We start from the raw sequence: 20000 nt of genomic DNA on the forward strand, positions 1-20000 counted from the left end.
CCCCGCCGCCCGCGGGGGCCCCCCCGGGGGGGGGGGGCGCCGCCACCCCCCGCCCCCGTTGCGGGCCCGGCCCGGCGCGCCCCCCCCCCGGCGGGGGGGGGGGGGCGGCGCCCGCGGCGGGCATTCCCGCGCTGATCGCGGAGGTGGAGAGCGCGTCGGTGGTGCTGGATACGCCGGCGGCACGCCTTATCGCCCGTGGTGAGGAACGGCCCCTCCTGCTCGATGAAGTCGAAGCGCTTCTGGCGTCGGGGGCGCTCGTGGTGGATGCATGCCGCAATGTCGTGCGGGTAGCAGATACGGTCGTCTCGCTGGCGACCCGCCCGGTGCTGTTCGCGCTGGCCCGTGCGCTGGCCGAAGCCTGGCCGGGGGACGTGGCAAGATCGACGCTTATCGCGCTCGCTTTCCGCGGAAAGGACGCGGACGAATCACATCGCGCACGGTTACGGGTCGAAGTCGGGCGGCTTCGCGCGGAGCTTCGTAGCTTGGCCGATGTGAGCGCGACGAAGCGGGGGTTTGCGCTGGCGCCGCGCCGCGCAGGTGAGGTCGTCGTGCTGGCGCCGCCCGTCGAAGAAGAGCATGCCGCCGTGCTCGCCTTCCTCGCTGACGGCGAGTCTTGGTCGAGTTCGGCCCTGGCGATTGCGCTTGGAGCCAGTTCGCGTACCGTGCAGCGGGCGCTCGAGCAGCTCGCCCAAGCCGGCAAGGTGCAGTCGTTCGGCCGCGGACGGGCGCGTCGCTGGATGACCCCGCCGCTGCCGGGTTTCCCGACAATCTTGTTACTCCCCGGTCCACTGCCGGGCTACTAGGATGGAATTATGGAACGATCCTCTGCCGAAATCATCCGTGAATACGGACCCTTTCCGGGTGTCGACCACGTAGACGGCGTTACCTTCGACGGTGAGCATGTCTGGTTTGCCTCAGGCGACAGATTGAACGCCTTCGATCCGGCAAGCGGCAAAGTGGTGCGCTCGATCGAGGTCGCGGCACACGCCGGAACGGCCTTCGACGGCCAGCACCTCTATCAAATCGCCGAGGATCGCATCCAGAAGATCGATCCAAAGAATGGCCAGGTGCTGGCGTCGATCCCGGCGCCTGGCAATGGCGGTGATTCCGGGCTCGCCTGGGCCGAAGGAACGCTCTGGGTCGGGCAGCATCGGGGCCGAAAGATTCATCAGGTCGATCCCGAGACAGGGGCAATCCTTCGCACCATCGTTTCCAACCGCGTCGTCACCGGCGTCAGCTGGGTCGACGGCGAGCTGTGGCATGGGACTTGGGAGGGCGAGGAGAGCGATGTCCGGCGGATCGATCCTGAAACGGGAAAGGTTCTGGAGAAGCTCGATATGCCGCCGGGAACAGGCGTGTCGGGGCTCGAATCCGATGGCGGCGACCAGTTTTTCTGCGGTGGCGGAAACAGCGGCAAGATCAGAGCTGTTCGCCGGCCCAAACGAGGCTCTGCGACCAGGATTTGAGTTTTTTCCATCCCCTCGGCCCGGCCCTTGGCCGGTTCGGTTAGCTCAAGCTCGCGATCAGTTTTTCGAGCAGGCGTGCCAGCATGGTCTGCTCCGGGCGTGCTAACCCAGAAAGTATCTGGTGCTCGTTGGCGACGTGAACGGTCACCGCCTCATCGATCAGAGCGAGGCCCTTCCCGGTCAGCTGCACAATAATCCCGCGGCGATCGTCGGGGTGCGGCCCGCGCTTGATCAGGCCGGATTTCTCGAGCCGATCGAGGCGGTTGGTCATCGCGCCCGACGTCACCATCGTCGCCTCGTACAGAGCCGTCGGCGTCAGCGCATAGGGCGGCCCGGAACGACGCAGCGTCGCCAGCACGTCGAATTCTCCGGATTGCAGCCCGTAACTTGCAAACAGCGGCGCCAGCCGCTCTCGTGCGATCAACGAGGCGGCCTCGTTCAACCGTCCAAGCACGGCCATCGGCGAGACATCGAGATCCGGCCGTTCCTTTTTCCATTGCTCGATCGCTTTTGCCGCGCGATCCATGTCTCTCACCGTTATGTATCTTGACGTGAAGAATCTTTATATTATCTTACCTCAGCTTGTGGTGTAGGCCAAGGGCCGCGAACGGGCGACGGGATAGTGCGATGAAATTTCTCTGGGACTCGGCGCTTGGCCTTCTGGTCGTCACCGGCGGACTGCTCGGCCTGACGCTGCCGTTCGGCAAGATCGCGACGACGGCCGGCGTGCCCGCCATGGTCTGGGCCTTCGTCATCTCGCTTGGCGCCGGCGGCGTGCTTTTGTGCGCATTGCTGCTCAACGGGCAGCGCATGCGGCTTACGCTGCACAGGCTGCGCTATTTCTTCGTCACCGCGGCCGTCTCCTACGCAATCCCCAATCTGCTGATGTTTTCAGCGATTCCGCATCTGGGCGCCGGCTATAGCGGCATCATGTTCACGCTGTCGCCGGTCGTCACGCTGGTGTTCTCGATGCTGCTCCGAGTCAGGCGCCCGACCACGCTGGGCGTCGTCGGCATCGCCGTCGGTTTCGTCGGCGCAGTCATGGTGGCGGTGACGCGCGGCGAAGCGGGCCAGCCGGCCGAATTTTTCTGGGTGGCGATGGGCCTGCTCATTCCGGTCAGCCTCGCCGCCGGCAACATCTACCGTACCGTCGACTGGCCCGAAGGCACCGGCCCGATCGAGCTTGCCGTCGGCAGCCATCTGGCAGCAGCCTTGATGCTGTTTGCCGGCATTCTGGTGCTGCTGGAAGGCAATGCATTCGGCTCGCTCGGCGGGGTGCCGCTGGTCGCAGCGGCACAGGTGGCATCAGCCTCGGCGATGTTCGCCTTCTTCTTCCGCCTGCAAGCGGTCGGCGGCCCGGTCTATCTCAGCCAGATCGGCTATGTCGCGGCGGCGGTCGGGCTGTTTGCCGGGACCCTCTTCCTCGGCGAGCGCTATCAACTGCTGACCTGGGGCGGTGCCGTCATCATCACCGCCGGCGTGTTCATCACCACCAGGGCGCAAAGCCAGAAGGCCTAGGGGCCAGGAGGCGTAAGTTTCAGACGGATGCCTTCTCCGCCAGCACCATGTAGTTGACGTCCATGTCCTTCGAGCGCTGCCAGCGGTCGGCGAGCGGGTTGTAGGTGACGCCGGTGCGGTCGATGACGGTCAGGCCAGCACCTGCAAGCGCCTTTTCCAGTTCCTCGGGGCGCACCAGCTTGCCGAACTGGTGGGTGCCGCGGGGCAGCCAGCGCAGCACATATTCGGCGCCGATGATGGCCAGGCCCAGGGCCTTCAGCGTGCGGTTGATGGTGGCGACGAACATGATGCCGCCGGGCTTGACCATCTCGCCGCATTTCGCCAGGAACAGGTCGACATCGGCGACATGCTCGACCACTTCCATGTTGAGGATGACGTCGAATTTTTCGCCGGCGTCGGCCAGGTCTTCCGCGGTCGTGGCGCGATAATCCACGCTCACGCCGACTTCCGCCGCATGCAGCTTGGCCACTTCGATGTTGGTGGTGGAGGCATCGGCGCCGACCACTTCGGCGCCAAGCCGCGCCATCGGTTCGCACAAAAGCCCGCCGCCGCAGCCGATGTCAAGGAAGCGCAGGCCTTCGAACGGCCGTGCCGCACGCGGATCGCGGCCGAAGCGGGCTGCCACCTGGTCGCGGATATAGGCAAGCCGGATCGGGTTGAACTTGTGCAACGGGCGGAACTTGCCGTTCGGGTTCCACCATTCGGCGGCAAGGGCGGAAAAGCGTTCCACCTCTCCGGCATCGATCGTCGATCGTCGGGGCTCTGGCATGGCGTGGTCTCCTCGGACGCTAGGAAGTCGGGCGCGAGGCTGCGAATGTCAAGGCGCGAAATTCACCGCCGGCTGCGCGATGCGCGCGATGCCTGCCGGCGCCGCCTTTTGCCGACTGCATTTGTGTCAGCACGTGTCAGTTGATGGTGTGCCGGAAGGAAACGCCAATGCTCTGGCGAACGAAGCAGAGACATCGGGTTCGGAGGAGTGCGCAATGATGCGAGCGGTTGCTTCCATTCTTTGGCGCCGGCTTGACCAGGAAGGCCACGACGCTTGTCTTCTGTCGGAAGCGAGTTCCGGGTGGAAACTCAGGGGACACGCGCTTTTCGTCCAGGACGGCAGACCGTGCAGCGTCGCCTACGAGGTTGACTGCGACGCCGACTGGCACACGCGGTCGGCGCGTGCCGACGGCTTTGTCGGCACGCAACAGCTGTATTACAGGATCGACCGGCTGACCGAGCGCCAATGGACGCTGAACGGCGAGCATCAAGCGGAAGTCGACGGTCTCATCGATGTCGATCTCGGCTTCACGCCCGCCACAAACCTTTTGGCGCTTCGCCGTTTTGCCCTCGATGTCGGTATGGCGACGCCCGCGCCGGCAGCCTATCTGACATTTCCCGAACTCAGGCTCGTTCGCCTCGAGCAGATCTATCAGCGCGTCGATGCGGCACATTACGCCTACGAAGCCCCGATGTTCGGCTACAATGAGATGCTGGAGGTCTCGCCGATCGGTTTCGTCCTCGACTATCCGCGCCTGTGGAGAGCCACGGCACAGCTGGGCTGAAGCGCGCACCATATTGGCAAGACGCAGGGCAGGCACGATGCTGCGCTGGTGTGTCGCCCGGCCGCCAGCGGCGGCACGCCTTGCGAAACGACTGTCATTTGGCTAAGGAGGCCGCGCATTGAGCGCCTCGCCACAGCTTGGCGCATTTTTCCACTTTTCGGCCTTCGGTCCGGCATCCAGTCAAAGGCATTTCGCTTCCATGGCGCGCATCGTGATGAAATTCGGCGGAACGTCCGTCGCCGACATCGCCCGCATCCGCAATGTGGCGCGCCATGTCAAACGCGAGGTCGATGCCGGGCATGAGGTCGCAGTGGTGGTCTCGGCGATGGCCGGCAAGACCAACGAGCTCGTGCAATGGACGCGCGAGGCCTCGCCAATGCACGATGCGCGCGAATACGACGCCGTAGTCGCTTCCGGCGAACAGGTTACGGCCGGCTTGCTGGCGATCGCGCTGCAGAACATCGGCGTGCATGCCCGTTCCTGGCAAGGCTGGCAGATTCCGATCAAGACCGATAACGCGCATGGCGCGGCGCGCATTCTCGATATCGACGGCGGATTCCTGATCAAGCGCTTCGGCGAAGGCCAGGTGGCGGTGGTCGCCGGTTTCCAGGGCATCGGGCCGGACAACCGGATCGCAACGCTCGGCCGCGGCGGTTCCGATACCAGCGCAGTCGCCATCGCGGCGGCGGTCAAGGCCGACCGCTGCGATATCTACACCGATGTCGATGGGGTCTACACGACCGATCCGCGCATCGAGCCGAAGGCCCGGCGGCTGGCCAAGATTTCCTTCGAGGAAATGCTCGAAATGGCCTCGCTCGGGGCCAAGGTCCTGCAGGTGCGCTCGGTCGAGCTTGCCATGGTGCACAGGGTGCGTACCTTTGTGCGGTCGTCCTTCGACGATCCCGATGCACCCGGAATGGGGGATTTGCTCAATCCGCCGGGAACGCTTATTTGCGACGAGGAAGAGATCGTGGAACAGCAGGTCGTCACCGGAATTGCCTATGCCAAGGACGAAGCGCAGATTTCGCTGCGCCGCGTCGGCGACCGGCCGGGCGTCGCCGCCGGCATTTTCGGGCCGCTGGCCGAGGCCAACATCAATGTCGATATGATCGTCCAGAACATTTCCGAGGACGGCAAGTTCACTGACATGACTTTTACCGTGCCATCCGGCGACGTCGACAAGGCGCTCGCCGTGCTCGAACGGCTGAAGGCGACGATCGGCTACGATGTGGTGCAGTCGGAAGCCGGCATGTCGAAGGTCTCGGTCATCGGCATCGGCATGCGCAGCCATGCCGGCGTCGCTGCCACGGCCTTCAAGGCGCTGGCCGACCGCGCGATCAACATCCGCGCCATCACAACGTCCGAAATCAAGATTTCGATCCTGATCGACGGTCCCTATACGGAACTAGCAGTTCGCACTTTGCATTCCGTGTACGGTCTGGATAAGCAGTAGCAGACTGCATCGGCTCGAAAATCGGAGTCGATTTTCGGAAGGCGGGATGCGGCGGATCGAAAGGCTTGGAGCGGTCTTTATGCGTCCAGTTGGACGATGGCGCTCTAATTGAGTTGTTGCGTTTGTGCCGCTGTGCAGGGCAACCTGCGCCGGTTGAAACGCTATTGGAGAAGAAGCCGCGATGCGTGATTCGGCCAGCGGCCCGCGCGTTTTGCTGAAACGGCTCCGCGAGCTCATGCAAGAGCCGCTGGAGCCGCAGGAGCGGCTTGACCGAATCGTGCGCGACATCGCCTCCAACATGGTTGCCGAGGTCTGCTCGCTCTATGTTCTGCGCGCCGATTCGGTGCTCGAACTCTACGCCACCGAAGGCCTGAACCCGAACGCCGTCCACCTGGCGCAGCTCAGGCTGGGCCAAGGCCTGGTCGGCACGATCGCGGCCTCGGCGCGGCCGCTCAACCTCTCCAACGCGCAGGAGCATCCTGCCTTCGCCTACCTGCCGGAGACAGGGGAAGAGATATACAATTCCTTCCTCGGCGTGCCGGTGCTGCGGGCAGGGCGGACGCTCGGCGTTCTGGTCGTGCAGAACAAGACCATGCGCCATTACCGCGACGACGAGGTCGAGGCGCTGGAAACGACGGCGATGGTGATCGCCGAGATGATCGCCACCGGCGATCTGGAGCGGCTGACAAGGCCCGGCCTCGAGCTCGATCTGCGCCGCCCGGTAAGCTTTACCGGCCTGTCCTTCAATGAAGGCGTCGGGCTCGGCCATGTGGTGTTGCACGAGCCGCGTATCGTCGTCACCAACCTGTTCAACGAGGACAGCGAGGAAGAGGTCAGGCGGCTCGACGCGTCGCTCGGCTCGCTCAGGCTGTCCATCGACGACATGCTGGAGCGCCGCGATGTCGCCTTCGAGGGCGAGCATCGCCAGGTGCTCGAAGCCTATCGCATGTTCGCCAACGACCGCGGCTGGGTGCGCCGGCTCGAGGAGGCGATCCGCAACGGCCTGACGGCAGAAGCGGCGGTCGAGAAGGTGCAGAGCGACATGCGTGCGCGCATGCTGCACATGACCGATCCGTATCTGCGCGAACGGATGAGCGATTTCGACGATCTCGCCAATCGGCTGCTGCGGCAGCTGATGGGGCGCGGACCGGAGGACGTCGCAGCCTCGCTGCCCAAGGACGCCATCATCGTCGCCCGCTCGATGGGGGCTGCCGAGCTGCTCGATTATCCCAGGGACAAGCTGCGCGGGCTGGTGCTGGAAGACGGCGCCGCGACCAGCCATGTCGTCATTGTGGCGCGAGCCATGGGCATACCCGTCGCCGGCCAGATGAAGGGCGCGGTTTCCATGGCGGAAAACGGCGATGCCATCATCGTCGACGGCGAGGAAGGCACGATCCATCTGCGCCCGCAGCCCGACCTCGAGGCGGCCTATGCCGAGAAAGTGCGCTTCAGGGCGCGGCGGCAGGAGGTCTACCGCGAGCTGCGCAAGAAGCCGTCGGTGACCAAGGACGGTGTCCAGGTCGATCTTCTGATGAATGCCGGGCTGGCGGTGGATTTGCCGCAACTGGCCGAAGCAGGCGCGGCCGGCATCGGTCTGTTCCGCACCGAGCTGCAATTCATGGTCGCCTCGACTTTTCCGCGCGCCGAAGCCCAGGAGCGGCTTTATCGTGACGTGCTCGAAGCGGCGCGCGGCAAGCCGGTGACGTTCCGCACCATCGATATCGGCGGCGACAAGGTGCTGCCCTATTTCAAGGGCTCGATTCAGGAAGAGAACCCGGCACTCGGCTGGCGCGCCATCCGCCTGACCCTCGACCGGCCCGGATTGCTGCGTACCCAGATCCGCGCGCTGCTCAAGGCGTGCGGCGGACGCGAACTGAAGCTGATGCTGCCGATGGTGACGGAACTCGGCGAGATCGCGCAGGCGCGCGAGATCATCGATCGCGAGGTGCGGCATCTGTCGCGCTTTGCCCATCATTTGCCGACCAGCCTCAAACTCGGGGCGATGCTGGAGGTGCCGTCGCTGCTGTTCCAGCTCGACGAACTGATGAAGGCGGTCGATTTCGTCTCGGTCGGCTCGAACGACCTGTTCCAGTTCGTCATGGCGGTGGATCGCGGCAACACCCAATTGTCCGACCGCTTCGACCCGCTCTCGACGCCGTTCCTGCGCGTCCTGAAGCAGATTGCCGACGCCGGGGTTCGCAACAATACGCCGGTGACCCTGTGCGGCGAACTTGCCGGCAAGCCGATTTCGGCGATGGCGCTGATCGGCCTTGGCTACCGCTCGATCTCGATGTCGCCGGCATCGATCGGCCCGGTCAAGGCGATGCTGACGGAACTGCCGCTCAGCGAGCTGGAAGCGTTCTTCGACGACAATCTGATGGCGCCGGCGCATGGCCTGCCGATGCGGGCGCTGCTGCAAGCCTTTGCCGACGACCGCTCTATACCGCTATAGACTTCGCCATGATCAACCTGCCCCGCGACCGTATGGATCAAGTCGTCAAGCGTTTCGACATGCTCGAAGCGCAGATGTCGGCCGGGCCGGCGCCGGACGCCTATGTCAGGATGGCCTCCGAATATGCCGACATCCAGGAGATGGTGGCAAAGATCAGGGCACTGCGCGCCGCCGAGCGCGAACAGGCCGATCTGGAGGCGATGCTCGCCGACAAGGGCACTGACGCCGAGATGCGCGCCTTGGCCGAGGCCGACCTGCCGGAGGTCAAGCATCAAATCGAGGTGCTGCAAAAGGACATCCAGATCCTGCTGTTGCCCAAGGATGCCGCAGACGACAAGAACGCCATCCTCGAAATCCGCGCCGGCACCGGCGGTGACGAGGCGGCGCTTTTTGCCGGCGACCTGTTTCGCATGTACGAGCGCTATGCAGCGGCGCATGGCTGGCGTTTCGAGACGGTGTCGGCCAGCGAAGGCGAGGTCGGCGGCTACAAGGAAATCATCGCCACCGTTTCGGGCAAGGGCGTCTTTGCCCATCTGAAGTTCGAATCCGGCGTGCACCGGGTGCAGCGCGTGCCGACGACCGAGGCGGGCGGGCGCATCCACACTTCGGCGGCGACGGTCGCGGTGCTGCCGGAAGCCGAAGAGGTCGACATCGACATCCGGGCCGAAGACATCCGCATCGACACGATGCGCGCCTCGGGTTCCGGCGGCCAGCACGTGAACACCACCGATTCGGCCGTGCGCATCACCCATCTGCCGACCGGCATCATGGTGGTGCAGGCGGAAAAATCGCAGCACCAGAACCGGGCGAAGGCCATGCAGATCCTGCGCGCCAGGCTTTACGACCTCGAACGCAGCAAAGCGGACGAGGAACGTTCAGAATCGCGCAAGTCGCAGGTTGGCTCGGGCGACCGCTCGGAACGCATCCGCACCTATAATTTTCCGCAGGGTCGCGTCACCGATCATCGCATCAACCTGACGCTCTACAAGCTCGACCGGGTGATGATGGGCGAACTCGACGAGATCATCGACGCGCTGATAGCCGATCACCAGTCGAAGCTGCTCGCCGATATAGGCATCGATGGCTGACAGCCTGCCCGCCACTCTGGCGCCGCTGCTGCGGGAAGCGCGAAACCGGCTCGCCGCAGCCGGGATTGCGGATCCGGCGCTCGATTCCAGGCTGATCGTCGAGCATTTTTCCGGCACGAACCGCACGCAGGCCATCGCCGATCCTGGGTGCGCGGTCGATGCGGACGTGACGGCGGCAATCGATGCCGCCTTGCGGCGGCGCGTCGCCGGCGAACCGGTGCACCGCATCCTCGGTTACCGCGAATTCTACGGCTTGCGCCTTTCGCTTTCGCCGCAAACGCTGGAGCCGCGACCGGATACCGAAACGCTGGTCGAGGCGGTGCTGCCTTTCGTCAAGGCAATGGCGGCACGCGAAGGCGGTTGCCGCATCCTCGATCTCGGGACCGGCACCGGTGCCATCGCGCTGGCGTTGCTCAGCGCGGTTCCGGCCGCGACCGCCACTGGCGTCGACATTTCGCAAGAGGCGCTGGCCACCGCCACGCGCAATGCCAGGCAATTGGGGCTCGCCGGCCGGTTCACGGCGCTCAAATCCGACTGGTTTGAAAAAGTTTCTGGCCGGTACCATGTAATTGCCGCAAACCCTCCCTATATACCCTCAGACGACATTGGAAATCTGCAGGACGAGGTCCGCGGTTTCGATCCACGCCAGGCCTTGGATGGTGGTGTGGACGGTCTGAGCCCCTACAGGAAGATCGCCGCAGGAGCGGCAGCGTATTTGGAAGTCCAAGGCAGGATTGCGGTCGAGATCGGCCATACGCAGCACCAACAGGTTACGGAGATATTTTCCGCGGCCGGGTACAGTTCTGTCGGGGTGTTTCGTGATCTCGGCGGAAACAACAGAGTTCTTGTGTTCGAACGGTGGAAGCCGTGATGCAGTGCGAAAAAAGCGCTTGGCAATACCGGGGAATGCGGCTAGGGTCGCCTTAACCGGATGAGACGAAGCAGGCAGTGCTCTTAGCGATTCGGTTTTCCTTGGAAATAGCTGCCTTCTTGCGCAAACGACGCCCAAGCTTCGTGCGGGAATCGTCCGGCAAGTGAAGTAACCGGAACAGGATGGCACGTGGCGCCAACGCAATTGATGCGGGCGAACGCCGGTGAAAGAACGAAACGGCTGGCCGCATGAGCGCCTCCGTTCGTGAAGAGTTTTTCGAAAATTTCAAAGTGAAGAGAGTCTAATGAGGCCACAACAGCAAAACAGGCGCATGCGCGGTCGCAACAACAATGGCGGCGGCGGCAATAACAATAACAACAACAACCGTAAGGGGCCGAATCCCCTGACGCGCAACTATGAGAGCAACGGCCCGGACGTGAAGATCCGCGGATCGGCTCAGCAGATTGCCGAGAAGTACGCAACCCTAGCCCGTGACGCGCACAGCTCCGGCGACCGGGTGATGGCGGAGAACTATCTCCAGCATGCAGAACACTACAACCGCATCATCGCAGCCGCTCAGGCGCAGATGCCGATCCAGAACGCCCAGCAGATTCGCGATGATTTCGACGATGATGGCGACGAGGATCGCGACGAGTTCGACAATGCCGGCAACAACAATGCCAACGAGACATCGGGCTCGACGGTCAATCAGGGGGCCGGCCCGCAGCCGGTCATCGATGGCACGCCGGCCGAGCTGGCGCTGAACCAGGAAAACAGCCGTGACAATCGCGGCGGCCGCGATAACCGAGACGGCCGCGACAATAATGGCGGACGCCACCGCGACCGTCGCCCCAATGGCGGTTACGGCCAGAACGGCCAGCGTGGCGAGTATAGCTCGCGCGGCGAGCAGCAGGGTGGCCAGCGCGTCGAACAGCCACGGCGCGACGAGGTTCCGGCGCAGGCGGAGCCCGTGCGGGCAGCTGAGCCGATCTTTGTGGGTGAACCCGCACAGCAATTCGACAACCTTTCGCCGGCGGGTCTCGCCGCCCAGGCCGAGCTCAACGAAGCCGCTGCCGAAAGCAGCCCGGCCCGCCGCCCCAGGCGTCCGCGTCGCCCGCGCCTCGATGTCGAACAGGCAAATGGCGGCAACGACAACGCCGGCCCTGAGAGTGCCGAGACAAGCAGTGCCGAGACAAGCAATGCCGGGACTGGCAATGCCGAGACTGGCAATACCGGGACTGGCAATACCGACGCTGGCAATGTCGATGCAGCGCCGGCTGAAAGCCCCGGCGGTCAAGCTGTGATCGCAGACGTCGAGAATTGATCGAAAAAACGTTCGCTGCGCACTTTTGCGGGACATGTATGGACGGCGGAGAGAAATCTCCGCCGTTTTTGTTTTGCGCGCTCGCAATATTATCTATTCGCCAGTGTCGAGGCGTCTTGAGGGTCCGTGGTTTGCGTCCCATATCTTGCGTGAACAGGATCCGGCTCGAACGGGCGGGTCCGTCACCGCAATCTGATCCGGTGCCGCGAAGCGGGCCGGTGACGGAAGGAGACAGGCATGAATCTTGAAAAGTATTCCGAGCGCGCGCGCGGCTTTATCCAGTCCGCGCAAACCATGGCGCTTTCCCGCAATCACCAGCAATTCACCCCCGAGCATATCCTCAAGGTCCTCGTCGATGACGACGAGGGCCTGGCTGCGTCGCTGATCGAGCGCGCCGGCGGCAATGTCCGGGACGTCAAGCTCGGCGTCGAAACGGCACTGGAGGCAATGCCCAAGGTCGAGGGCGGCAATGGCCAGCTCTATCTGGCGCAGCCGCTGGCAAAGGTGTTTTCGACCGCCGAGGAACTGGCCAAGAAGGCCGGTGACAGCTTCGTCACCGTCGAACGGCTGTTGCAGGCGCTCGCCATGGAAAAATCGGCCAAGACGGCCGACATCCTGGCCAAGGCTGGTGTCACGCCGCAGAAGCTGAACCAGGTCATCAACGACGTACGCAAAGGTCGTACCGCCGATTCGGCGAGCGCCGAGCAGGGCTACGACGCGCTGAAGAAATACGCGCGCGACCTGACGGCGGACGCTCGCGCGGGCAAGCTTGACCCGGTCATCGGCCGTGACGACGAGATCCGCCGCACGATCCAGGTGCTGTCGCGCCGCACCAAGAACAACCCGGTGCTGATCGGCGAACCCGGCGTCGGCAAGACGGCGATCGCCGAAGGGCTGGCGCTGCGCATCGTCAATGGCGATGTGCCGGAATCGCTCAAGGACAAGCAGCTGATGGCGCTCGACATGGGCTCGCTGATCGCCGGCGCCAAATACCGCGGCGAGTTCGAGGAGCGGCTGAAGGCGGTGCTTTCCGAGGTCACGTCCGCCGCCGGCGGCATCATCCTGTTCATCGACGAGATGCACACGCTGGTCGGCGCCGGCAAGGCGGATGGCGCCATGGATGCGTCGAACCTGCTGAAGCCGGCGCTGGCCCGCGGCGAACTGCACTGCGTCGGCGCCACTACGCTCGACGAATACCGCAAGCACGTCGAGAAGGATGCGGCCCTTGCCCGCCGCTTCCAGCCGGTCTTCGTCAATGAGCCAACGGTCGAAGACACCGTTTCGATCCTGCGCGGCCTGAAAGAGAAATACGAGCAGCACCACAAGGTGCGCATCTCGGATTCGGCGCTGGTCGCGGCCGCAACCCTATCCAACCGCTACATCGCTGACCGCTTCCTGCCGGACAAGGCGATCGACCTGGTCGACGAGGCCGCGTCGCGGCTCCGCATGCAGGTCGATTCGAAGCCCGAGGCGCTGGACGAGATAGATCGCCGCATCATGCAGCTCAAGATCGAGCGCGAGGCGCTCAAGGTCGAGAAGGACGACGCCTCGAAGGACCGGCTCGCCCGGCTCGAGAAGGAACTCTCGAACCTCGAGGAGGAATCGACCGAGCTGACCTCGAAATGGCAGGCCGAGAAGCAGAAGCTCGGGCTTGCCGCCGACCTCAAGAAACAGCTCGACGAGGCGCGCAATGAACTTGCCATCGCCCAGCGCCAGGGTGAATTCCAGCGCGCCGGCGAACTTGCCTACGGCAAGATCCCGGAACTCGAAAAGCAGCTGAAGCAGGCCGAAGCCAGGGATGGCAAGGCCGGCATGGTCGAAGAAGTGGTCGGCCCCGATCACGTCGCCCATATCGTCTCGCGCTGGACGGGGATCCCGGTCGACAAGATGCTGGAAGGCGAGCGCGACAAGCTGTTGCGCATGGAAGATGAGATCGGCAAGCGCGTCGTCGGCCAGGGCGAGGCCGTGCAGGCAGTGTCGAAGGCGGTACGCCGTGCGCGCGCCGGCCTGCAGGACCCGAACCGGCCGCTCGGCTCGTTCATGTTCCTCGGGCCGACGGGCGTCGGCAAGACCGAACTGACCAAGGCGCTGGCCAGCTTCCTGTTCGATGACGAGAGCGCGATGGTGCGTATCGACATGTCGGAGTTCATGGAGAAGCACTCGGTCGCCCGGCTGATCGGCGCGCCTCCCGGCTATGTCGGCTATGAGGAAGGCGGCGCGCTGACCGAAGCGGTGCGGCGCCGGCCCTATCAGGTCGTGCTGTTCGACGAGATCGAGAAGGCGCATCCGGACGTGTTCAACGTGCTGCTGCAGGTGCTCGACGACGGCCGGCTGACGGACGGGCAGGGCCGCACGGTCGACTTCCGCAATACGCTGATCATCATGACGTCCAATCTCGGCGCCGAATATCTGGTCAATCTAGGCGAGGACCAGGATGTCGACGTCGTGCGCGACGAGGTGATGAATGTCGTCAGGGCTTCGTTCCGGCCGGAATTCCTCAACCGTATCGACGAGGTCATCCTGTTCCACCGGCTGCGCCGCCAGGATATGGGCCAGATCGTCCAAATCCAGCTCAAGCGGCTGGAAAACCTGCTTGTCGACCGCAAGATATCGCTTTCGCTCGATCAGGAGGCGATCGACTGGCTGGCGGCCAAGGGTTACGACCCGGCCTATGGCGCGCGGCCGCTGAAGCGGGTGATGCAGAAGGAATTGCAGGATCCGCTGGCGGAAAAGATACTGCTCGGCGAGATCCTCGACGGCTCGACCGTCAAAGTCACCGCCGGATCCGACCGCTTGAACTTCCGCTCGAAGCCCGCAGTCGTGGCAACCGAGGCGGCCGCCTGAGTTCAAGCCAAGAGCCTGTTCCATCCCGATCGAATCGGGATGGAATTCCTATCTTCAATTTCGACCATGATCTTGTCCGAAAAACCGGCATCCGCTTTTTGCTACGCCGACCTTCGGCCCATGGTCTAACACCACTGGCGGGGCGCAGATGACTTTGGACGACTACAACAGTTTCTGCGCCTCGCTGCCTTCGACGACCCATGTCGTGCAGTGGGGTGGCGCGCATGTCTGGAAAGTCGGCGGCAAGGTGTTTGCGATCGGCGGCTGGAGTGAAGGCAAGGAGCCGTTCGTCACCTTCAAATGCTCCGAGATCGCTTATGACGTGCTGAGGGAACAGCCGGGCCTTCGGCCGGCGCCGTATCTCGCCTCGCGCGGCATGAAATGGATCCAGCGCCGGACAAGCGAAAGCATGGATGATGAGGCGCTGAAGGATTATTTGCGCGAAAGCCACCGTCTCGTCGTGCTGAAGCTGACGAAGCAGGCGCGCAAGGAATTGGGATTCGCTGCCGGTTAATCGGTCAGAAATCCGCCATCTTCATGCCCGGTTCATATTGGAACCTTATGGTTGACAACTGATTTGCCGTCGAAGGGGTTCACCTGCCGCATCGGCCCGAAGATCGGATTCGATTTTCGCATGGCACGACGCGGAGATTTAGGTGTTAGAGCGACCTTTCGCGTCCGAAAGGACGCGCGGCGCTCCGAGGGGACAACGCCGACGGCTGCATTTACGGACCGGAGAATCTTGGCCACCATGTTGCGCACCATCCTCACCCTTTCAGCGTTTGCTGCCGGGCTGCTGGCGTCGAATGCGATGGCCTCGCCGATGGCCGATACCGCGCCGCGGGTGGTTCGTGCTGCCAATGACGGCGGCATTCTTGTCGCCCAGGACGGCAATCTCGACATCTATTACGACGCCAGGGGAAACCGCGTCATCGTCGATGCGGAAACCGGCAAGGTCATCGCCATCCAGCCGCCGCAGACCAGGCTCGACCGCCGTGTTTTGCGCCGCGAGCGCTTGCGCAACCTCGGACCGGTCGAGGAGGACGATCCCTATTATCTCGACGACCCTGAGGACACGGCCCGGTTCCGCCGCAGGCAGTTGGAAGACGAAGGCAGGATCATCGTGCCGCCGGCCGACGAGTACGACCCCTATAGCGACAATTCGATGGAAGCCTTCCCCGAAGCGCCGCGGGATGACGGCTACGGCAATGATTATCCGGAGGCAGCGCAGCCGGTGAGGCCACGCAACATCGAGCGCCAGCCGCTCAACGAGGCCTCGATCGAGCCGGTCGAGCCGACGGTGCCGAACGAGCATGCGGCGTTGCCGCCAAGCACTGGCGGCAAGACGGCGGTCGACCCGTCGCTTTCGCTCGGCGCCCGCCAGGACGTGGCGGCGCTGCAGGTGCTGCTCGACCGCGCCGGTGCGTCGCCCGGTGTCATCGACGGACGCTTCGGCTCGAATGTCGACAAGGCGCTCGCCGCCTATAACGAGATCACCGGCAGCAATCTGAAATCGACCGACGCGATCGGTATCCAGGCGGCCCTGGCGCAATCCGGCGGCGATGCCTTCGCCTCCTATACGATCACGCCCGAGGATGCGGCCGGCCCTTATGTTGCCTCGATACCGGAGGACTACAGCCAAAAGGCCCAGCTCGACCGCATGGGCTACACGTCGGTGCCCGAAGCGCTGGCCGAGCGCTTCCATATGGATGAAACCTATCTGAAGCAGCTCAATCCGGACGCCAATTTCAATCGTCCGGGCACCATCATCAAGGTTGCCAATTTCGGCAGGCTGGTAGCGACGCCGGTGGCGCGCATCATCGCTGACAAGGCCAACAAGCAGGTCCGTGCCTACGACGCGGCGGGCAAGCTGGTCGCAGCCTATCCGGCGACTATCGGCTCGTCGGACACGCCGTCGCCGTCCGGCACGCATACGGTGTCGCGTGTCGCATTGGACCCGAACTACACCTACAACCCGAACATAAATTTCAAGCAGGGCGAAAACGACAGGATCCTGACCATCCCGCCAGGGCCGAACGGCCCGGTCGGCTCGGTCTGGATCGCACTGGACAAGCCGACCTACGGCATACACGGCACGCCCGATCCGTCCAAGATCGGCAAGACCGAAAGCCACGGCTGCGTGCGGCTGACCAATTGGGATGCGCGCGAGCTCGCCAAGATCGTGACGCCCGGCGTTATAGTGGAGTTCGTCGACTGAAGCGCAACGCCTTCGCTCGAATCACCCGATGACCTTGCGCAGCAGTGGCGCGCGCAGCGCTGCGGCATAGGTCAGCTGCACCACCAAGATGAAGCCGACGCTGAGCAAAGGGCTGGCTAGGCACAGTGCCGCGCCGATCGCCCACAGGATCTGTGCCTTGACGATGCGCAGATAGACCGTTCGGGTGGTCTCCGCGTCGACACCGTCGGCCAGAAATCCGTTTTTGTCCGCGTAGCGCCAACTGGCGAGCAGCGTCAGTCCCAGCATCAGAAGATTGAGCCAGTAGACGAGCACCGCGGTCCTGAATTCAAGGAAGTCGGCCAAAAGATCGGTCGAAAACGGCAGCAAGGCGATGAAGCCGAGGAAGCAGAGGTTCAGCGTGGCAAGCCGCCGGTCGGATTTTGCGATCAACCCGTGTTGCGCCTGCTGGCCGAACCAGAAGATGGTCAGCGTCAGGAAGCTGAGCGCATAGGTCAGGAAGCGCGGCGCCAGTGCTGTGATCGCGGCGATCAACTCGCTTTCGGAATGCACCGTTTCATGCGCCGGCACCCTGATCTCGAGAACGATCAGGGTGAGCGCGATGGCGAACACGCCGTCGGTGATGCCGACGACGCGCCCGCGTCCTTCCGCCGAGGGTTCGAGCGGTCGTTTCATGCGGTAGTTCCCCCTTGTCGCAGCGTTGCGGAAAATCTAGCACGGCATCCACCGTTTGCACCCGGACTGGCGTACTCCTGTCTGTATGGCCAGGTTCGGCCTGGTTTCAACGAGAACAGCCTGCTGGCCGGTTGTCGGCGGCATGCCAGCGGTCTAGGTAAGGCGGCATGCACACGCCAACCAAAGTCGGTACAGGCGCCGTTCCCCTGAGCGGGCCACTTCCGGCCGACACGTTCTGCCCGCAGGCGCAGCGGCGGTTCGTGCTGATCGCCGCGATTCTGGCTTCCGCACTCGGTTTTATCGATGGATCGGTCCTGGCCATTGCGACGCCGGCGATCCGCGTCGATCTCGGCGCCAGCCTGGCCGAGGCGCAATGGATATCCAACGCCTATGCATTGACGCTTTCAGCCCTCATTCTCGTCGGCGGCGCCGCTGGCGATCGCTTCGGCCTGCGCCACTCTTTCGTCGCCGGCATCGTCCTGTTCATTGCCGCCTCGCTTGCCTGCGCGCTGGCGCCTAACCCGGCGATGCTTATTGCATTTCGGGCTGTCCAGGGTATCGGAGCGGCCATTATGGTGCCGGGCAGCCTGGCCATTATCGCCAAAGCCTATCCGAAAAAAGAACGGGGCCGGGCGATCGGCATCTGGGCCGCGGCATCGGCACTGACGACGGCGCTCGGCCCGGTGCTGGGTGGCTTCGTGCTGTCGGTGTTCGGCAACGGCATCTGGCGGGCGATCTTCGCCATCAATCTGCCGCTCGGTCTTATCTCGATCTATCTTCTGCTGGCCAAGGTCCCTGCCGACGCGCCGGCGGAAAAGCGCAGCCTCGATCTCGGCGGCGCTGCACTCGCCATATTGGCGTTCGGAGCTCTCGCTTACGGCCTGACCTCGATGAGTGGTGACGGGGAGGGGCTGATGTCCGGCCCGAGTATCGCCGCCGGTGCGGTTTTGCTCGTCGTGTTCATCGTCTTCGAGCGCCGGCGGCGCGAGCCGATGATTGACCTGTCGTTGTTTCGAATCGGCGCGTTCGCGGGCGCTAACGTGGCAACCTTCTTCCTTTATTTCGCCCTGTCGGCCAATTTGTTCTATCTGCCGATGCTCATGATCGCCGGATGGGGGCTGAGCGCGGCCGAGGTCGGCTTTATATTCCTGCCGCTGTCGGCGTTGATGGCACTGTTATCCGGACCGGTTGGCCAGTGGTCCGACCGCATCGGGCCTCGCTTTCCGATCGCCAGCGGCAGTCTGGTTGTGGCTCTTGCCTTTGCCGGACTTGCCTTGCTGGCCTATTGGGGCATCCACAGTTTCTGGCTAGGGGTATTCCCGTTGATGGCTCTGATGGGGTTCGGCATGGCGCTGGTGGTATCGCCGCTGTCGACCGCCATCATGACGGCGGTCGAGGACAAGGATACGGGTGCGGCCTCGGGCATCAACAACGCCGTCTCGCGGATCGGCGGCCTGATCGCCGTGGCGGCGATGGGATCGCTGGCGGCCTGGGTTTATGCTGGCGTGCTCAGCACCGGTGCCGGCACCGGCCTTCCGGGTTTCGGCGAACCGCCGCCCGCCGGCCTGGCGCCCGGCCTCGATGCGGCACGACTTGCCGCCAGCGACGCGGCATTCGCAGCCGTTGCCGCGGTGACCGCGCTGCTTTGCCTGCTTTCGGCAATCACCGCCTGGACGACGGTTTCCGGGGCGCGGCTGCCATGGGCGCGCGACACGGCGAATCAGCACGGCTGACGACGAAAAACGTCGGCTCAGCCTTCGATCTTGGCGCTCGCGACCTTCAACTGATTGCTGTCTTCCTGCTTGAGCAGGTCGTCGATGCGTTCGCGCTCGCGCTTGAAGGCGACGAGGTCATCGCCCTTCAGCGTCTTGCCGACCGGCAGGCGGACGCGCATCGAATCGACCTTGGTGCCGTTGACGATCAGTTCGTAATGAAGGTGCGGACCGGTGGAGAGGCCGGTTGAGCCGAGATAGCCGATAACCTGACCCTGGCGAACGCGAACACCCGGCTCGATGCCTTTGGCAAACGCGCTCTGGTGATTGTAGGACGTCTCGTAGCCATTGGCGTGACGCAAGATGATCTGCTTGCCATAGCCACCGGCCCAGCCGGCCTTTTCGACGACGCCATTGCCCGCGGCAATGATCGGCGATCCTACGGGAGCTGCCCAGTCGGTGCCGGTATGCATCTTCACATACCCCAAAATGGGGTGGCGCCTCGCACCGAACCCGGATGTAAATCGGCCATTGGGCAAGGGATTGCGCAGCAGGAACTGCTCGGCACTGCTGCCGTTTTCGTCGAAATAGTCGGTGCTGCCGTCCTGCATCTGGAAACGGTAGAAATTTCGCGTCGTGCCGCCGAAAGTCGCGGAGACGTAAAGCAGCTCGGATTCGTCGGACGCCTGGTCGTCGCCATCGGGCTGCGAGAACAGCACCTCGATGCGGTCCGTGGGATTGAGCCGCGACTGGAAGTCGACACTGGATGCCAGCAACTTGATCAGCCGTTGCGTCATCGCCTTGGACATGCCGTAGGAATAGGCGGTGCGGTAGATGCCGTCATAGA

17 protein-coding genes (1 of these 17 running past the window's edge) are annotated in these 20000 nt (G+C 63.8%); 13 read left to right on the plus strand and 4 right to left on the minus strand.

Annotated elements, in window-relative coordinates; translation table 11 throughout:
* The coding region (locus NKJ35_RS27675; RefSeq protein WP_502904680.1) for a helix-turn-helix domain-containing protein at window positions 1–803 on the plus strand (803 nt) is incomplete at its 5' end.
* 9 nt (window positions 804–812) lie between these two features.
* Window positions 813–1466, plus strand: coding sequence for a Vgb family protein (locus NKJ35_RS27680; RefSeq protein ID WP_352476315.1), 654 nt, complete (start codon window positions 813–815; stop codon window positions 1464–1466).
* 40 nt (window positions 1467–1506) lie between these two features.
* Here NKJ35_RS27680 and NKJ35_RS27685 read toward each other — a convergent pair whose 3' ends face one another.
* Window positions 1507–1992: a MarR family winged helix-turn-helix transcriptional regulator gene (locus tag NKJ35_RS27685; RefSeq protein ID WP_352650670.1), complete on the minus strand. Its 486-nt coding sequence runs from the start codon at window positions 1990–1992 to the stop codon at window positions 1507–1509.
* A 101-nt stretch (window positions 1993–2093) separates the two neighbouring features.
* Between NKJ35_RS27685 and NKJ35_RS27690 the strand changes: the two genes are divergently transcribed.
* Window positions 2094–2984: a DMT family transporter gene (locus tag NKJ35_RS27690; RefSeq protein ID WP_352650672.1), complete on the plus strand. Its 891-nt coding sequence runs from the start codon at window positions 2094–2096 to the stop codon at window positions 2982–2984.
* Between the two features lie 19 nt (window positions 2985–3003).
* Here the strand turns inward: NKJ35_RS27690 and ubiG are convergent, their stop codons facing one another.
* Complete coding sequence (gene ubiG, locus NKJ35_RS27695; RefSeq protein WP_352650673.1) at window positions 3004–3753, minus strand: bifunctional 2-polyprenyl-6-hydroxyphenol methylase/3-demethylubiquinol 3-O-methyltransferase UbiG; 750 nt, start codon at window positions 3751–3753, stop codon at window positions 3004–3006.
* Window positions 3754–3967: 214 nt separating this feature from the next.
* Between ubiG and NKJ35_RS27700 the strand changes: the two genes are divergently transcribed.
* The 9 genes from NKJ35_RS27700 to NKJ35_RS27740 all read left to right on the plus strand — a co-directional run bounded on the left by NKJ35_RS27700 (window position 3968) and on the right by NKJ35_RS27740 (window position 16787).
* Complete coding sequence (locus NKJ35_RS27700; protein ID WP_352650674.1) at window positions 3968–4537, plus strand: putative glycolipid-binding domain-containing protein; 570 nt, start codon at window positions 3968–3970, stop codon at window positions 4535–4537.
* 199 nt (window positions 4538–4736) lie between these two features.
* Entirely contained in the window at window positions 4737–5990 is a 1254-nt protein-coding gene (locus tag NKJ35_RS27705; RefSeq protein WP_352456701.1) for an aspartate kinase, read from the plus strand.
* Between the two features lie 181 nt (window positions 5991–6171).
* A complete protein-coding gene (ptsP, locus tag NKJ35_RS27710) occupies window positions 6172–8442 on the plus strand; it encodes a phosphoenolpyruvate--protein phosphotransferase (protein ID WP_254816710.1) in 2271 nt (756 codons plus the stop codon).
* Between the two features lie 8 nt (window positions 8443–8450).
* On the plus strand, window positions 8451–9530 hold the full coding sequence (gene prfA, locus NKJ35_RS27715; protein WP_254816711.1) for a peptide chain release factor 1: 1080 nt from the start codon (window positions 8451–8453) through the stop codon (window positions 9528–9530).
* On the plus strand, window positions 9523–10401 hold the full coding sequence (gene prmC / locus NKJ35_RS27720) for a peptide chain release factor N(5)-glutamine methyltransferase (protein ID WP_254816712.1): 879 nt from the start codon (window positions 9523–9525) through the stop codon (window positions 10399–10401). The genes prfA and prmC overlap by 8 nt, the downstream gene beginning before the upstream one ends.
* A gap of 331 nt (window positions 10402–10732) precedes the next feature.
* Window positions 10733–11725 carry a DUF4167 domain-containing protein gene (locus tag NKJ35_RS27725; RefSeq protein WP_352650677.1) on the plus strand — a complete coding sequence of 331 codons (993 nt, stop codon included), beginning with the start codon at window positions 10733–10735 and terminating at the stop codon, window positions 11723–11725.
* Between the two features lie 237 nt (window positions 11726–11962).
* Complete coding sequence (gene clpB / locus NKJ35_RS27730) at window positions 11963–14569, plus strand: ATP-dependent chaperone ClpB (protein WP_352650679.1); 2607 nt, start codon at window positions 11963–11965, stop codon at window positions 14567–14569.
* A gap of 148 nt (window positions 14570–14717) precedes the next feature.
* The gene (locus NKJ35_RS27735; protein ID WP_352476322.1) at window positions 14718–15083 is read left to right on the plus strand and encodes an MmcQ/YjbR family DNA-binding protein; all 366 of its coding nucleotides are present in this window, start codon (window positions 14718–14720) and stop codon (window positions 15081–15083) included.
* Window positions 15084–15320: 237 nt separating this feature from the next.
* Window positions 15321–16787, plus strand: a complete 1467-nt coding sequence (locus NKJ35_RS27740; protein ID WP_352650681.1) for a L,D-transpeptidase family protein — start codon at window positions 15321–15323, stop codon at window positions 16785–16787.
* Window positions 16788–16808: 21 nt separating this feature from the next.
* Here NKJ35_RS27740 and NKJ35_RS27745 read toward each other — a convergent pair whose 3' ends face one another.
* Complete coding sequence (locus tag NKJ35_RS27745; protein WP_352506681.1) at window positions 16809–17441, minus strand: TMEM175 family protein; 633 nt, start codon at window positions 17439–17441, stop codon at window positions 16809–16811.
* Window positions 17442–17608: 167 nt separating this feature from the next.
* On the opposite strand from NKJ35_RS27745, the gene NKJ35_RS27750 reads away from it, so the two are divergent.
* Window positions 17609–19174, plus strand: coding sequence for an MFS transporter (locus tag NKJ35_RS27750; protein ID WP_352650684.1), 1566 nt, complete (start codon window positions 17609–17611; stop codon window positions 19172–19174).
* A gap of 17 nt (window positions 19175–19191) precedes the next feature.
* Here the strand turns inward: NKJ35_RS27750 and NKJ35_RS27755 are convergent, their stop codons facing one another.
* On the minus strand, window positions 19192–20000 hold the 3' portion of the coding sequence (locus tag NKJ35_RS27755) for a M23 family metallopeptidase (RefSeq protein ID WP_352650685.1). 1150 nt of this gene lie beyond the right edge of the window; 809 of the gene's 1959 nt are visible here — the last part of the coding sequence; its start codon lies off the right edge, out of view — the gene reads right to left on this strand; its stop codon occupies window positions 19192–19194.

It is taken from the genome of Mesorhizobium sp. M0136 (assembly GCF_040322515.1).
GTDB lineage: Bacteria > Pseudomonadota > Alphaproteobacteria > Rhizobiales > Rhizobiaceae > Mesorhizobium.